The following is a 14918-nucleotide window of genomic DNA, read 5'->3' on the forward strand; positions in this document are numbered from 1 at the left end:
GGCAATGACCACGGCCCTGTCCTGTGCTGCCGCCGGAGTGGCTTCCGCCGACGTCGTCCCGCCGGTCTCGACTCCGCCGATTCCGCCCGTCTCGGAGTACGGCCGCATCCTCGGTGACTCCCTCAACTGCCAGATCAACTACCGCATCTGGGTCGAGAACGACGCGAACGCCCCACGTCGCGCCAGAGTCAACGTCCAGGCCGTCGGAATCGACACCCTCCCAATCGGTCCCGTCGACTCCTGCGGCCAGTGGCTCACCCTCCGCTGGAACGTGGCGGCCCCCGAACGCCTGGGCGCACAAAAGTGGGGCGAACAACAGATCTACCTCCAGGGCACCCACACCGCGACCTCCCCCATCACCGTCGATGCCGACCTCACCGACATCCCATCCGCCGGCCCCCTGACCCTCATCGTCATCGCCATGTCCCGCCCCGCCGGCTACATCCCCTTCGCCAACTGGGGCCCCGAAGCCTCGATCTCCGCGGTCTACGCAATCCCGTAGCCAGCCGCCGAAACTGGCGACAGCCAACTGCTCTACCGCAACGCCCGCACCGGCAAAGTCGGTGCGGGCGTTGCATATTCGTCCGAGCTGTCCGCGCTGAGGACCACCACCAGTCGGAGTTGTGGGCTTACCGGCGAGGCTTTCAGAAGAGGGTGGGTTCGCCGAAGCCGGGGGTGTGTTCTATTTCGAGTAGGTGTTGTTTGGTGGTCAGGCCGCCGGGGGCGGAGAAGCCGTGGAGGGCGTGGTCGGCGGCTAGGACTCGGTGGCAGGGGATGATGAGGGGGATTGGGTTGCGGCCCAGGGATTGGCCTACCGCTTGGGCTCCGCCGGGGTGGCCGACGCGGATGGCTACGGCGCCGTAGTTGAGGGTGTGGCCGGGGGGTATGGCTCGGGTGACTTCGTAGACGGCGCGGTCGAAGTCGTTGAAGATGTTGGGGTCCACGGGGATCCAGCGCAGGTCGTCCAGGTCGCCGGTGAGGTGGGACTGGATGCGGGCGATGGCGGTGGATATTTCGGGGGTGGGGGTGTCCTCGTGGAGGTCGACCAGGCGGTGGCGGCGGAGGATGTGGGTGCGGGTGGTGGCCGGGTCGCGGTCGGGGAGGGCGAAGCGTAGGACGCCGGTGGCGCTCCAGGCGATGGCGCAGGTGCCGATCGCGGTGTCGAAGAGCGCCGCCGACGCTATCGGGCGGGGCGGGGCGGACATGAGGCCAGTGTGCACCTTTGCACCGACAAAGACGCACACCGTGGCATCGGCAAGGAGTCCAATTCAGGCCAGTTGGTCAGAACTGGACCGACTCACCGCGGCAGGGGATATGAGCGAGGGCCGCGACGGCCGGGGTGGGGCGGCGGAGGCGGCGGACCGGGCCGGGCGGGCAGGCGTCGGGGCGCAGGGCGGCGATGGCGGCCAGGTCCGAATATTGGCGGGCTGCTTCATATTCGGCGAGCGACCAGTCCGACATGGGGGCATGCGGGCGGTAGCGCTCCAGCAGGACGCCCCAGCGTTCACCGGACTTGGGTGCGTACCGGTAGACGATAGCGGCGAAGGCGGCGACGATCAGGAAGGAGACGAGCAGGGCGACCATGTGGCCAATACTGGACCTTCCGCGGACTTGAAGAAAATATCCAGTGCCCCGATACTGGCCTGTATGGCGACACGAGTGATCGGCGCGGCCAGCCTGACGCGCGACCTGGGCCGGTGGCGGAACGAGGAACCGGGAGCCGCCGCCGACAGTGCGAAGCGATCGGCGCGGCCCGCGTATGTGGCACTGGCGGAGAGCATCCGGCTGCTCATTCACGACGGGCGCGCGCCCTTGGGCGTGGCGCTGCCCAGTGAACGGGATCTGGCGACCAGCCTCGCAGTCAGCCGTACCACCGTCACCTCCGCGTACACGCTGCTGCGCGAGCACGGCTATCTGATCAGCCGCCAGGGTTCGCGCAGCACCGTGGCGCTGCCGCCGACCGTGGTGCACGACGGCGCGAAGCCCGCCCGCAGCATTCTGGCCATGATGGCGCAGCCCGAACTGCCGACCATCGACATGACCTATGCCGCCATGGCCGCGCCGCCGCAGATGACGGAGGCGTATTCCTTCGCCCTGCAAGGACTTCCGACATATCTCGGCACCCACGGCATGGATCCGGTGGGCGTGCTCATGCTGCGCGAGGCGCTGGCCCGCCGCTACACCGAGCGCGGCCTGCCCACCGATCCGGAGCAGATCCTGATCACCCTCGGCGCCCAGCACGGCCTGCGCCTGCTGCTCAATGTGCTCACCACGCCGGCCGAACGGGTGCTGATCGAGCACCCCACCTATCCGAACGCCATCGAGGCCATTCGCGATGTCGGCGCGCGCCCGGTGCCGGTCCCCATGCGCCCCGACGGCTGGGATCTGGACGGAATCCGCAGCGCCGCAAGGCAAACCGCCGCCAGCGTCGCCTACCTGATCCCCGACTTCAACAACCCCACCGGCCACCTGCTCGACACCGAGGGCCGGGCCGAGCTGGCCGCCATCGCCCGCGAGACCCGCATGACGGTCATCGTCGACGAATCCATGGTCGACCTGAACCTCTCCGATCTCGAATCCCCGCCCCCCGTAGCCGCTTTCGCCCGCAACTCGGAAATCGTCACCATCGGCTCGGCCTCCAAGTCCTTCTGGGGCGGCCTCCGGGTCGGCTGGGTCCGAGCCAACCAGTCCCTCATCACCAAACTCCTCGGCACCCGCTCCACCGTCGACCTCGGCACCCCGGTCATGGACCAGCTGGCCACCGTCCATCTCCTGCGTCACGCCGACGAAATCCTCACCGCCAGAAGGGCTCAACTCCGCTCCCGCCGAGCCGCCCTGCTGGAAACCCTCGCCGAGGAACTCCCCGACTGGTACGTCAACCCCGGCGCGGGCGGCATGTCCCTGTGGGCCCAGCTCCCCGCCCCGGTCTCGACCGCCCTCGCCGCCACGGCCCCCAACCACGGCGTACTACTGGCCGCCGGACCGCGTTTCGGCGTCCAGGGCGCTTTCGAACGCTTCATCCGCCTGCCCTTCACCCACGAGGAACCCGACATCCGCATCGCGGTGAAGTCCATCGCCACCGCCTACCAGGGCCTCACCCCGCACGCCGCCGACCCGCTGGCCCCGCTCATCGCCTACTGAGGCCATCGGAAACGACTTCGCCCCCGCCGCATTCGATGCGGCGGGGGCGAAATGTGCTGCGGCTCAGGCTGGCTCAGCCGATGATGTCGTGGCGGACGATGGTCTGGTCACGACCGGGGCCGACGCCGATGCACGAAACCCGCGCGCCCGACAGCTCTTCCAGGCGCTTGACGTAAGCCTGCGCGTTGGCCGGGAGCTCCTCGAAGGTGCGGGCCCCCGAGATGTCCTCCCACCAGCCGGGCATCTCTTCGTAGATGGGCTTGGCGTGGTGGAAATCGGTTTGGGTGGTGGGCATCTGCTCCACGCGCTTGCCGTCGATCTCGTAGGCGACGCAGATCGGCACCGTGTCCAGGCTGGAGAGGACGTCCAGCTTGGTGAGGAAGTAGTCGGTGATGCCGTTGACGCGGGTGGCGTAGCGGGCGATCACGGCGTCGAACCAGCCGGTGCGGCGGGCGCGACCGGTGGTCACGCCGACCTCGCCGCCGGTCTTGGCCAGGTAGGTGCCGGACTCGTCGAAGAGCTCGGTCGGGAACGGGCCGGAGCCGACGCGGGTGGTGTAGGCCTTCAGGATGCCGAGCACCGTGGTGATCTTGTTGGGGCCGACGCCCGCGCCCACGGCCGCGCCGCCGGCGGTCGGGTTGGAGGAGGTCACGTACGGGTAGGTGCCGTGGTCGACGTCGAGCAGGGTGCCCTGCGAGCCCTCCAGCAGCACGATCTCGTCGCGCTCCAGGGCCTCGTTCAAGAGCAGGCGGCTGTCGGCGATGCGGTGCTTGAAGCCCTCGGCCTTCTCCAGCACCTCGTCCACCACCTGCTGCGGGTCCAGCGCGCGGCGGTTGTAGATCTTGACCAGCACCTGGTTCTTGAATTCCAGTGCGGCCTCGACCTTCTGGGTGAGGATCTTCTCGTCCAGCACGTCGGCCACGCGGACGCCGACGCGGGCGACCTTGTCCTGGTAGCAGGGGCCGATGCCGCGACCGGTGGTGCCGATCTTCTTGTTGCCGAGGAAGCGCTCGGTGACCTTATCGATGGCCACGTGGTACGGCATGATCAGGTGCGCGTCGGCCGAGAGCAGCAGGCGGGAGGTGTCCACACCGCGCTCTTCCAGACCGGCGAGTTCGGCCAGCAGCACACCCGGATCGACCACCACGCCATTGCCGATGACGTTGGTCACATCGGGGGTGAGGATGCCGGACGGGATCAGATGCAGCGCGAAGCTCTCACCGTTCGGCAGCACCACGGTGTGACCCGCGTTGTTGCCGCCCTGGTATCGAACTACCCACTGGACCCGGTCGCCGAGCAGATCGGTTGCCTTGCCCTTGCCCTCGTCGCCCCACTGGGCGCCGATCAGCACGATTGCCGGCATGTGAGTGTCTCCTACGGGTTCGACGCGCAGCACCCGGGTGCTGCAGCTACCCGCCGTCAGAAGGCGGTGGCCGTAGGCACACTTTACTGGATGGCTCATGACCCCCAGAGATGCCATACCCGCAGTTCGCGGCCCGGCTCGGTCTGGACTGCGCTCCGCCTCCCCGCGCTTGGAGCGGAAGACGGGAGCGAAGCGGAGGAGCGGAGGAGGGAAGACCGAGCTTGCAGGGCCGCGAACCCGCCCGGAGCGAAGCGTAGGGCAAATCGGGCAGAGTAACGGATGCGCAGCGGGGACAGCGCGGCAAATGCGACGGAGCTATGGTGACACGGGGAGAGGGACCGGCAGGGGGTCCATTCGAGCGCAGCGAGGCGGATAGGTGTTGGGAAGCCAGAGGAGGGTGTCCGGCAGTTGAGTACCCATGTTCTCCGCTGCGACGGCGCGCCCGTACCCATCGCGCTGGCATCACTGCCCTTGACCCAGACCACGGCCATTCCCGATACGGGCACCTTGGATGAATTGCTGCCGGTCATGGCCGCCGACAGCCTGCCCCGGCTCGTCGTGCTCGGTGAGGACGCCGGACTGGCGGCCGTGCTCACCCATCTGATGCGCACCGAACGCCTCGGCGTCGAGATCGGTTACGTGCCCATCGATCGCACCTACGGCTCGCGCGCCTACGACACCGGCACCGGCTCGGCCGCCGCCAAGCGCGCGCTGGAGGGCAAGCCCACCGAGACCCCGCTGATTCGCGACGACACCGGCAAGGTGCTCATCGGCCGCGCCACCATCGTCGGCGAGGCGGGCGCGAAGCTGGAGGGCGAGGCCTACGTCGACGACATCCGGCTGTTCACAGGAAAGGTCGCGGCCCTGCATGTTTCGCCCATGCTGGCGCTGCCCGGCCTGCACGCCACCGTGCAGCGCGGGCTGCGCAAGAAGAAATGGATCGACGGGCGCGCCATGCAGTTGGGCACCGGTGGCGCCATCGTCACCCGGGATGGGATCACCGCCGATCGGGTGGTGAAGCGGTCCACGTTCTATCGACACCACGAGCCTTGGCTGCTGGTTCGCTGATTCACCCAGAGAATGGGAATCGGCAGATCCGGCAGGCCGACCAGTTGGGAGTAGTCAGGTGAATTACCCGCGCGCGGTGGGACGGCAGTCCGGAGCGGTCCGGCCCAGTCCGGTGTTCCTGCTCGTGGTGGTGGTCGCGGTCCTGGGCGGAGCGCTGGCCTGGGACGCCGAACTCACTTCGCGGCAGGCTCAATTCGGGGTCTTCATCCTGGTGGTGGCGGGCTGGATCGTATCGATCTGCCTGCACGAGTTCGCGCACGCGTTTGTGGCGTGGCGGGCCGGGGACCACGAGGTTGAAATGCGCGGGTACTTGACGCTGAATCCACTCAAGTACAGCCACCCGTTGCTGTCGATCGCACTGCCGATCCTGTTCATCGCCATCGGCGGATTCGCGCTGCCGGGCGGCGCGGTGTACGTGCACTCACACAACTTCAGTCCGCGTACGCAGCGGATCCTCAGCGGTGCGGGCCCGGCGGTGAACGCGGTGTGCGCCATCGTGCTGCTGGTGATCGTGCGCCTGTACGGCAGCCCGCACTCGCACCCGGCGTTCTGGTACGGGCTGAGTTACCTTGGGTTCCTGCAGATTACGGCGACCGTCTTGAATCTCATCCCGATCCCGGGCACCGACGGTTACGGGATTCTGGAACCGTCGCTGAGCTACCAGACGCGCCGGGCGCTGGATCAGATCAAGCCGTACGGCATCCTGATCCTGTTCGCGCTGCTGTTCACCCCGCAGCTCAACCGGTTGTTCTTCGACTTCATCGACACACTGTTCCAGCTGGCCGGACTGCCGCGGGACCCGTACAGCTGGTGGCAATACGGCAGCTCGCTCACTCGCTTCTGGCGCTGAGCACTCATGCCGTGAATATCGCGAGGATGGGCCGCCCGGACGACCCGGTTGCCGGGCGGCCCCGTTCGCAACGACAGCGGTTCGGCGCGAGGCCCCAGGCCTCCCCCGCCTGAAACCGTTGCCACCCGTCGCTGCGAGTCCGGTACCGGACTACCCCTCGTGAGTCCGGCCTGATACGAACGGTAGAGGGGCGCACGTGCTTCGACACGAGTACCGGACTACCCGAAGATCAAGAGCAGGTACCCGCAGACGGCCCGGATCGGCCCGCAGATCGGGTCAATCGATCGGCGTCACATAGGGATTCGGTACGGTGGGCGGGAGCAGCGCCATGGCCGAGAGCCGGCGCATGCCGCACACCTGCATGAGATCGACCACGATGGATCGCAATTGCGCGAACAACACGTGCGCCGACAGTCCCGCGCCGTCCACCAGATCCTTGGTCGCGCCCTTGCCGACGCGGCGCAGGATGCGGGTGGCCTCGGCGGGATCGGGTTTCTCGTCCGGGTCGGCGAGCATCATGCGGCGCACCACGTCCACGGCCTGGCCCAGCTTCTCGACCTCCACGATGAGGCGGGGATCGATCACCTCGTCGTCGCGGACCGAGGTGAGGGCGCGGCGCAGCAGCACGCGGGTGTTGCGGATGGCATTGTCGAGGGGGTCGGCGGCCTCGCGCAGGCGTTGCAGGCGGGCGCGAGAGTTCCAGTACAGCGGGGAGATTCGAATGATCTCGCGGCTGCCCTCGAGGGTATTGCGCAGGGAATCGATGGCGCCCTGGGTGCCGCGCGCGGCCTCCAGCGCCTGCTTGATCTTCTCGGCATCGTGCTCGAGCAGGCCGTCCGCGCATTCGGTGAGGCCCTTGCCCATGACTTCGAGAATTCCGGCGGCCTGTTCGCGGGCGCGTCGCACCGGGTGTATCGGAATCGCGGCCACCACGACGATGCCGACCAGTCCGCCCACCAGCGCGTCGATCATGCGCAGCGCCGCGCCGCCGTTGCCGGGCGGATAGAGCGTGGCCACCAGCACCGCGGAACTGGCCGCCTGCATGGTGATGACCGGGCCGCCGTCCAGGAAGACGGCCGTGCACATGGCCAGGACCACCAGCAGCACGATCTGCCAGGTGCCGGTGCCGACATGGGTGACGAACAGATCGCCGATGCCGATGCCGACCGCCACGCCGACGATCAACTCGATCGAACGGCGCAGCCGCGCACCGAAGGACACGCCGATGGAGATCATGGCGGCCATGGGCGCGAAGAACGGGTGCTCGTGCCCGACCACCTGGTGCGCGATGAACCAGGCCAGGCCCGCGCCGATCGCGCACTGGGCGATCGGCAGGATGGAGGACCGGACGCGCCCGGCGGCCCGGCGCATGCGGGTCACGCTGCTCTCCCGGGCAGCGTCGATGGTTTCGCCTAGGCCGCTGCTCAATTCAGTCGAGGCCGAGCTCGGCCGCGGCGCGCGGGTCGCAGTCCTCGAGCAGGTCGAGGCAGCGCGCGTACTCGTCGGTCTCGCCGATGGCGCGGGCGGCCTTCGCCAGCGCGCCGACACTGCGCAGGAAACCCTGGTTCGGTTCGTGGCTCCACGGCACCGGGCCGAAGCCCTTCCAGCCGTTGCGGCGCAACAGGTCCAGGCCGCGGTGGTAGCCGGTGCGGGCGAACGCGTAGGCGGCGATGACGTCGTGATCGACCTCGTCGCCGCCCCGTTCCAGCGCGGCTTCCGCGAGCGTCGCCCACGCGATGGAGGCCGTCGGATGCGCCGCGGCGACCTGCACCGGGTCCTGGTTCTGCAGCAGCGCGTCCTCCGCCTCGATGTTTTCCGGAAGGAGGACCGGCTGCGGTCCGAGCAGATCACCGAAGGAGGTCATGCCGATCATTCTGCACCGCCGCCCGAATTGCTCAGTAGGCTGACCGTCGAATCACAGTTCCGCCGAAGCGAGGGGTGCAGCGCGTGTCCGACCCGAAAGACGACCAGCAGCCGCAGGGCGATGCCACCCCGGCAGCCCGTCCGGACGCCGACACCCCCGCCAGCCCGGCAACCCCCGCCAACCCGGCCGATGCCGCACCGACGGCCGCCACCGAGGTGATCCCCTCCGCCAATTCCCGCACCGAGGAGATCAGCACCGGCGCAGCCAAATCCGCCACCAAGTCCGGACCGACCGGTTTCGCCACCATTCACTACGAATCCCCGAAGGCGTCCGGCGCGGCCCGCGTCCAGCCCCCTGCCGCCGGACCGCAGGGTGCGCCGGGTGCTCAGCCCCCGGCCGCCGCCCGCCAGGGATCGGGCGCATTCGCGCCCCAGCACACCCCGACCGGCCAGCCCCAGGCCCCCGGCTCGACCCCGAACCGCGCCCCGGGATCCGACCGTCCGGCCCCGAGCGGGTCAGCCCAGCAGACTCCTCCGGGCGGACAGTCCACCGTGACCGGGCCCGCCGGTGGAGCTGTGGTCGGCCAGGATTCGTCCGCGCCGCAGAGCACGACCCGTGGAAAATCCCCCGCGGCAGGGCAATCCGGGTCGGGTGGACAGGCCGGGGCCGTCGGCGGTTCGCAGCCGGCCGGTGGGTCCACGGGTCCCGGATCGGCCGGAGATCAGGGCTCGCAGAATGCGGGCAGCGGACGGCCGACCGGTGCGGCGCAGCAGCCGTCGGCTGTCGGCGGGCGTGGCCCCGGGGCATCGTCTCCGGCCGATGACGCGCCGACCCAGATGATCCCGATTCAGCGACCGGCCGCAGAGGGTAAGGACACCGGCGGTGAGCAGGGACCGGGTGTCGCAGCCGCGGCGGCGGACGCGCCCACCCAGTTCATTCCGATCCAGCGGCCGGACGGCGGTAAGAAGGCCGACGGTGGTGCGGAAGGCGATCAGCCGGAGGCCGAAGCGCAGGCCGGGGCCGACGCGACCACGCAGATGATCAAGATTCAGCGACCGGGTCAGGCTGCGGGCGGTGCCGCGGCGGTGGCCGGAAAGACTGGCGCGCAGGACGGTTCGGGCAAGGCCGCCGCGCAGGGTGAGCCCGCGCCGCAGGATGTGCCGACCGAGGGGATGGCGGAAGCGCCGCGCGGTGATGTCGGCTCCGGCGACACGACGGCCGCCGGCAAGGGCAGCGGGCAAGAGGATTCGGCACGGCCGGACGGCGATGCCGCTGCGGGCCGAGCGGCCGATGACGCCGGGGATTCCGGCGATGCGTCCGGTGGAGACGTGAAAACCGTTGTGATCAAGAAGGTTCCGTCGGGGGATGCCGCGGCGGAGGATGGCGGCGAGGCCGGGACCGAGAAGATTCGGGTTTCGGGGCCGCAGGGGCGGGCGGTCGGTAAGCCGCCGCAGACGCCTCGGGGAAATGTGGGGCCTCGGAATGTGGGGCCGAAGGGGAATGCGCCGGTGCAGGATGCGCCGGTCGAGGAGACTCGGCCCGCGCCGCCCCGGCCGCCGATGGGGCCGCGGCGACCGGCGAGTGCGCCGTCGCCCGCGGATATGCAGCCGACCACGCCGGGGCAGCCGATCGGCGGGCCGCGGATCGCGTCGCCGCAGCGGGTCGGGGCGGGTGCGCCTCCGCAGGGGCCGAAGGGACCGCGGCCCCCGCAGGGGCCGGGCGCACCGCAGGGGCCGGGCGCACCGCACGGACAGGGAGCGCCGCTGGTACAGCAGGGGCCGCGCGGGCCGCAGGGGCCGAATGCGCAGGCACCCGGCGCCGCACAGGGTTCCGCGCCGGGTGGGCCGGGACAGGCTGTGGTGCAGGATGTTCCGGTCGATGGGTCGCGGCCGTTGGCACAGCCGCAGCGGGTTCCGGCGGCGGCCGACGGGGAGGCGAAGGCCGCCGGTGGGTCGAACAAGAAGGTGTGGATCATCGCGGCGGCGGCCGTGGTGGCAGTGGTCGCGATCGTCGCCGTGGTGTTCGGGGTGCAGAAGCACAACACCGACAATTCGCCGGAAGCCTTGGTGCAGAAGACGATCACGGCGTACACGGACGCGCTGAACAGCGGGAATCTGGATACGCTGCGCGCGGTGACCTGCGGGACGCAGCACGAGTTCTATCAGAAGATCTCGGCGGACCAGTTCAACGGCGTGTACCGGACTTCCAAGGAGCAGAAGAGCATTCCGCAGGTGAAGAGCATCGATGCCATTCAGGTGACCGGCGATACCGCGCTGGCGCAGGCGACGGTGTTCACCGCGGCGGATCCGTCGAAGACTTCCGCGCGCACCTTTGATCTGCGCAACGAGGGTGGCGCGTGGAAGGTGTGTGATCCGCAGAACGGGCACTGAAGCCCGCGCGAACAGCCACCGAGGCCCGCACGAACAGCCTCCACGACGTCGCAAATCAGACACTGACGCATTCGCGGTCCCTGCCGCGATGAACGTCACAAACACCTGGTCATCAGTCCGGGACGCCAGTAAGGTGTCACGGATTGTCTGGGCCAGCCTTTTCGGCATTCCGGCACTTCAACGGTTGTACACCGTCCAGGACATTGTCTTCACAGCCCGAAGCAATGTCCGGCAGAAGTGGTGCGGGCCCACCGGGTTTCGATTTGCAGGGAGCTGAACACCATGTCGGTAACGGCAGAGACGACTGAAGCCACCGCGGCCGAACTGGTCGGACGACACTTCCGTGTCCGTGATCACTACGACGTCGGCCGCGAGAAGATCCGCGAGTTCGCGCGCGCCGTGCGCAACGACCACCCCGCCCACCACCGCGAGGACGCCGCCGTCGAGCTCGGCTACGGCGGTCTGCTCGCCTCGCCGACCTTCGCGTCCGTCATCGGCGCGGCCACCACCCGCTCCCTGATCGGCACCGTGCTCACCGAGTACGACATGTCGCAGACCCTGCACACCGACCAGGTCTTCGAGTACTACCGCCCGATCCTGGCCGAGGACCGCCTGGGCGTGGACGTGGTGGTCGAGAGCATCCGCTCGTTCGGCGACAACGACTTCATCAACGTCAAGGTCACCATGACCGACGCCGATCTGCTGCCGGTGCTGGTCTCGACCACCACCATCGTGGCCCGCAAGGGTGTCGAGATCGATCCGTCCGCGATCGAGACGGTCTCCGGCGTGGTCATGCACGGTCACGTCGCCGAGCCCGGCGAATCCACTGCCGACCCGACCGGTCTGGTCCTGCTCGACCCCGAAGAGGTCATCGAGCCTGCCGCGCCCGCCGCGCCGCTGCCGGTCCACACCGTCCCCGTCGCCACCGCGCTGACCGCGGGCGCCGAGCTGCCCGCCGCCAAGGTGCCGGTCACCCGCGGCGATCTGGTCAACTACGCGGGCGTCTCCGGCGACCCGAACCCGATCCACTTCAGCGACGCCGCCGCCACCCTGGTCGGCCTGCCGACCGTGGTCGCGCACGGCATGTTCACCATGGGCCTGACCGCCGCCTACCTGATCGACTGGCTGGGCGACCCGTCTGCGCTGGGCAAGTTCAGCGTCCGCTTCTCCGGCTACGTCCCGGTCGAGCCCACCGCCCCGACCATCGTCGAGTTCACCGGCAAGGTGAAGTCGGTGGATGCCGAGACCGGCGCTGCCACCGTGGTTCTGGGCGCGACCTCCGAAGGCAAGAAGCTCTTCGGCCGCGCCATCGCCGAAGTCCGCCTGAGCTGAGACCCCGAAACCGAAGAGCGGGCCGCACATTCAATTCCGCCTCCCCGGATCTTCAGCGCACAGCTGAGAGCCGCGGACCGTCCCCCACGCGTGCCGGCGGTCGAGTGCCGCACCAATTTTGGCCGTCCCCCCGTAGTTACCCCGGCCGCAGCGAAATCAGTTGTCGCGGCTGGGGAACGACCGGGGGTTTTCGGTTTCGGAGGTCAATTCACGGTGGCGTGCATCAGGTAGACGTTGTAGTCGCTCCAGGTGGACATGGTGAAGTACATGTCGTCGCCGGTGGAACACGGGTGGATGAAACCGCCGTAGAGCTCCGGGAATTGGAGGGCGCTGACCGTGACCGCGCTGTCGGACCATGCGCCCTGGGGTGAATCCGATTCCCGCACCACCAGGGCCGCCTTGGCGGTGTCCAGGTAGCTCATCTGCCAGAGCTTGCGGCTCGCGTCGTAGCGGACCGAGAGCTCGGCGGCGGGGGCGTCCACAACCGGTGTGGCGGTGACCAATCCATTGATGGCGGGCACCCAGGCGTCGGTCTGCCAGTACTGGTAGGCGGTCGGGTTGAGCACCTGGTCTCGGGGCACCCGGGCCAGCCCCACCCCGCCCAGGCGGGTGTTGGGGATGCCGAACATGTACACCCAGTCGCCCTGCGGCACCATGGCCGCCACCTGGCAGTTGGAGACGCCGAAGATGTTCTCCCACTTGGCGTACGGATCCTTGATCCAGTGCTCGCCGTGGTCGTCGGAGTAGGCGATGCCGCCGTAGTTGGTGTACCAGGTGCCCGGGATGGAGTTCCAGGTGCGGATCGACATATAGCTCATGTACTGCCGCTCACCGATGGCGAAACCCGAGGTCGGAATGGTGGTGATCTCGATATTGTCCATCTTGCGGCTGCTCAGCAGTTCCGTTGCGTGGCAACGGTCGTCGGTGACCATATGGTCGAAGACGACGCCGTTGGCCAGGTCCCGGTTCTTGCTGAAGGCCAGCAGGTTGGACCGCCAGTCCTCACCCATGCCGCCCGGCGGATGGAAGTCGCGGCCGACGGTGTCGCCGAAGGCGATGGCGATCTCGTCGGGCCCGCTCTCCCACATGATGCCCAGGTCGGTGCCCTGCACCTGCCAGCGCTTGTCGGTGCGGTTGACCGAGTTCGCGCCGGTCAGCTTGGCGACCTCGCGTACGTCGGAGACCCGCGGCGCGGTCCGGGCGGATGTCTGCGCGGCGGCCTCGACCGGCGGGTGCGCGGGATCGGGGCCGGGCGGCAGCGCGGGCGGATTCGGGTTGGGCAGTGCGAAATTGAACGGTTGCGGGCGCACGATCCGCCGGGGCAGGCCGAGTTGCTGGGCCAGGTCGGGCGGCGCGGCCGGTTGATCGGTGAGATCCGGGCACGGATTGACGCACGGATCGGCGGGCAGTTCCATCTTCACGCGCTTCAGGTTCTCGACGGGCGCCCCCGGATCGACGGTGACCACCGGATAGACCACGGGCACCTCGAGGGTCTTGGGCACCAGCGCCTCGTGCTCCGGCTTGGCGTCGGCCGAGCACGGTCCGGTGCCCGGAAGTGCCTGCGCCGCAGCGGGGTCCGCCACCGCCACGCGGTCCATGCCGACGATCACACCCGCTCCGAAGATCACCGCACCCGCAGCTGCGACCAGCCGCTTGGCCATGCACTCAACCTCTCGACAATCGGGCTTTCCGGACACGTCCGGGCAGAGACCCTACCCCCGGGCGCGGGCGAATCACCGGTACTCACCCGATCTCGATCAAATCGAGACAGGTTCAGCGCAGCGCCTGAAAGGTGAGCACGGTGGTCCCGATCCGGATGGCGTCCCCGTCGGCCAGGATGGCGGCCGATTCGATGGCCTCCTCGTTGATGTAGATCCCGTTCGCCGAATGCAGGTCCTTGATCAGCAGCCCGGCCCGGCTGGGCGTGATCTGCGCGTGGTATCGGCTGGCCTTGGGATCGTCGAGCACCAGATCGTTGTCGGTCATGCGGCCGATCTTCATGCCCTTGGCCCCGATCGGGATCACCCGCCCGTCGACCATCCGCAGCTGCCCGGCGCGCACCGCGCGCGGCATCTCGGTGACGGTCTCGGTCATGGCCTTGGCCATCCGCTCGACCTCGTGAATCTGCCCGGTGCTCAATGGTTCCTGGCGCAGCACCTTCTGCTCCAGTGCGATGAGCGAGGGCCCCGGGTCGATACCGAGCTCGTCGGCGAGCACCGTGCGCACCCGGCGGCAGGCGTCGAGCGCGTCGGCCTGGCGGCCGGACAGGTAGAGGGCGGTGATGAGCTGTGCCCACAGCGGTTCCCGCAGCGGATGCGCGCCGGTCATCGACACCAGCTCGCCCACCACGGAAGAGGCTCGGCCCAGCGCGATTTCGGAGTCGATGCGGGCGGAGGCGACCAGCAGCCGCTCCTCGTCCATGGCGGTCGCGAAGCTCTCCGCGAAACCCAGCCCGGACAGATCGTCGAGGGCCCTACCGCTCCACTCGGCCAGCGCCTCGCCGTAGAGCCGCGACGCGGCGGTCGGATCGCCGAGCGATGCCGCTTCCGAGCCTTCCCGGCGCAGCGTCTCGAAGCGCCCGAGATCGCACTCGTCGTCCTCGATTTCCAGCCGGTAGCCGGAGGATTCGGTGCGCAGCAGCGCCACCGGGTCGACCCCGGCGGTGCGCAGGGTCTTGCGAATGTTCGAGACGAACACCTGCAGACTGGCCTGGTAGGAGTCCGGCGGGTCGTCGTTCCAGACGATGTCGGCCAGCGCCTGGGAGGACACCGCCCGCCGCCGGTTCACGGTCAACGCCGCCAGCAGCGCACGGGGTTTGGGGCCGCCGACCGGTACGGACCGCCCGGCGACCAGCAACTGCACGGGGCCCAGGACCCGTACATCGACAGTCATGCCACCTGCCTCGATAGA

Annotated in this window: 13 protein-coding genes; 6 read left to right on the plus strand and 7 right to left on the minus strand. The window is 69.0% G+C overall.

Going from position 1 to position 14918, the window contains the following annotated elements; all coding sequences use genetic code 11:
- The first annotated feature begins 4 nt into the window (after positions 1 to 4).
- Positions 5 to 502, plus strand: coding sequence for a hypothetical protein (locus tag NS2_RS05720; protein ID WP_033086291.1), 498 nt, complete (start codon positions 5 to 7; stop codon positions 500 to 502).
- A 142-nt stretch (positions 503 to 644) separates the two neighbouring features.
- Here the strand turns inward: NS2_RS05720 and NS2_RS05725 are convergent, their stop codons facing one another.
- Both NS2_RS05725 and NS2_RS05730 read right to left on the minus strand, forming a co-directional pair.
- Positions 645 to 1205: a methylated-DNA--[protein]-cysteine S-methyltransferase gene (locus NS2_RS05725; protein WP_045436341.1), complete on the minus strand. Its 561-nt coding sequence runs from the start codon at positions 1203 to 1205 to the stop codon at positions 645 to 647.
- Between the two features lie 76 nt (positions 1206 to 1281).
- Entirely contained in the window at positions 1282 to 1584 is a 303-nt protein-coding gene (locus NS2_RS05730) for a hypothetical protein (RefSeq protein ID WP_033086292.1), read from the minus strand.
- Between the two features lie 63 nt (positions 1585 to 1647).
- On the opposite strand from NS2_RS05730, the gene yczR reads away from it, so the two are divergent.
- Positions 1648 to 3141, plus strand: a complete 1494-nt coding sequence (gene yczR / locus NS2_RS05735; protein WP_036546321.1) for a MocR-like transcription factor YczR — start codon at positions 1648 to 1650, stop codon at positions 3139 to 3141.
- Between the two features lie 73 nt (positions 3142 to 3214).
- On the opposite strand, the gene NS2_RS05740 is transcribed toward yczR, so the two are convergent.
- A complete protein-coding gene (locus NS2_RS05740; RefSeq protein WP_036546324.1) occupies positions 3215 to 4504 on the minus strand; it encodes an adenylosuccinate synthase in 1290 nt (429 codons plus the stop codon).
- A gap of 408 nt (positions 4505 to 4912) precedes the next feature.
- Between NS2_RS05740 and NS2_RS05745 the strand changes: the two genes are divergently transcribed.
- Both NS2_RS05745 and NS2_RS05750 read left to right on the plus strand, forming a co-directional pair.
- The gene (locus NS2_RS05745; RefSeq protein WP_081985704.1) at positions 4913 to 5572 is read left to right on the plus strand and encodes a hypothetical protein; all 660 of its coding nucleotides are present in this window, start codon (positions 4913 to 4915) and stop codon (positions 5570 to 5572) included.
- Between the two features lie 58 nt (positions 5573 to 5630).
- A complete protein-coding gene (locus NS2_RS05750; RefSeq protein ID WP_033086295.1) occupies positions 5631 to 6422 on the plus strand; it encodes a site-2 protease family protein in 792 nt (263 codons plus the stop codon).
- A 276-nt stretch (positions 6423 to 6698) separates the two neighbouring features.
- On the opposite strand, the gene NS2_RS05755 is transcribed toward NS2_RS05750, so the two are convergent.
- Positions 6699 to 7793, minus strand: coding sequence for an FUSC family protein (locus tag NS2_RS05755; RefSeq protein WP_033086325.1), 1095 nt, complete (start codon positions 7791 to 7793; stop codon positions 6699 to 6701).
- A gap of 58 nt (positions 7794 to 7851) precedes the next feature.
- A complete protein-coding gene (locus tag NS2_RS05760) occupies positions 7852 to 8286 on the minus strand; it encodes a DUF3151 domain-containing protein (RefSeq protein ID WP_033086326.1) in 435 nt (144 codons plus the stop codon).
- An 83-nt stretch (positions 8287 to 8369) separates the two neighbouring features.
- Between NS2_RS05760 and NS2_RS05765 the strand changes: the two genes are divergently transcribed.
- Complete coding sequence (locus NS2_RS05765) at positions 8370 to 10676, plus strand: Rv0361 family membrane protein (RefSeq protein WP_143161170.1); 2307 nt, start codon at positions 8370 to 8372, stop codon at positions 10674 to 10676.
- Positions 10677 to 10958: 282 nt separating this feature from the next.
- Positions 10959 to 12008, plus strand: a complete 1050-nt coding sequence (locus tag NS2_RS05770) for a fused (3R)-hydroxyacyl-ACP dehydratase subunits HadA/HadB (RefSeq protein WP_033086296.1) — start codon at positions 10959 to 10961, stop codon at positions 12006 to 12008.
- 203 nt (positions 12009 to 12211) lie between these two features.
- Here NS2_RS05770 and NS2_RS05775 read toward each other — a convergent pair whose 3' ends face one another.
- Both NS2_RS05775 and NS2_RS05780 read right to left on the minus strand, forming a co-directional pair.
- Entirely contained in the window at positions 12212 to 13669 is a 1458-nt protein-coding gene (locus NS2_RS05775; protein WP_033086297.1) for a glycoside hydrolase family 183 protein, read from the minus strand.
- Between the two features lie 112 nt (positions 13670 to 13781).
- Positions 13782 to 14900, minus strand: a complete 1119-nt coding sequence (locus NS2_RS05780) for a BTAD domain-containing putative transcriptional regulator (protein WP_033086298.1) — start codon at positions 14898 to 14900, stop codon at positions 13782 to 13784.
- Positions 14901 to 14918: the final 18 nt, after the last annotated feature.

The sequence above is a fragment of the Nocardia seriolae NBRC 15557 genome (assembly GCF_007990715.1).
Classification (GTDB): domain Bacteria; phylum Actinomycetota; class Actinomycetes; order Mycobacteriales; family Mycobacteriaceae; genus Nocardia; species Nocardia seriolae.

Excerpts from the sequence above, each read along its gene's own strand:
- NS2_RS05720 (WP_033086291.1), top strand. The coding sequence starts at position 5 with ATGACCACGGCCCTGTCCTGTGCTGCCGCCGGAGTGGCTTCCGCCGAC.
- NS2_RS05725 (WP_045436341.1), bottom strand. The coding sequence starts at position 1,205 with ATGTCCGCCCCGCCCCGCCCGATAGCGTCGGCGGCGCTCTTCGACACC.
- NS2_RS05730 (WP_033086292.1), bottom strand. The coding sequence starts at position 1,584 with ATGGTCGCCCTGCTCGTCTCCTTCCTGATCGTCGCCGCCTTCGCCGCT.
- yczR (WP_036546321.1), top strand. The coding sequence starts at position 1,648 with ATGGCGACACGAGTGATCGGCGCGGCCAGCCTGACGCGCGACCTGGGC.
- NS2_RS05740 (WP_036546324.1), bottom strand. The coding sequence starts at position 4,504 with ATGCCGGCAATCGTGCTGATCGGCGCCCAGTGGGGCGACGAGGGCAAG.
- NS2_RS05755 (WP_033086325.1), bottom strand. The coding sequence starts at position 7,793 with ATGCGCCGGGCCGCCGGGCGCGTCCGGTCCTCCATCCTGCCGATCGCC.
- NS2_RS05760 (WP_033086326.1), bottom strand. The coding sequence starts at position 8,286 with ATGACCTCCTTCGGTGATCTGCTCGGACCGCAGCCGGTCCTCCTTCCG.
- NS2_RS05770 (WP_033086296.1), top strand. The coding sequence starts at position 10,959 with ATGTCGGTAACGGCAGAGACGACTGAAGCCACCGCGGCCGAACTGGTC.
- NS2_RS05775 (WP_033086297.1), bottom strand. The coding sequence starts at position 13,669 with ATGGCCAAGCGGCTGGTCGCAGCTGCGGGTGCGGTGATCTTCGGAGCG.
- NS2_RS05780 (WP_033086298.1), bottom strand. The coding sequence starts at position 14,900 with ATGACTGTCGATGTACGGGTCCTGGGCCCCGTGCAGTTGCTGGTCGCC.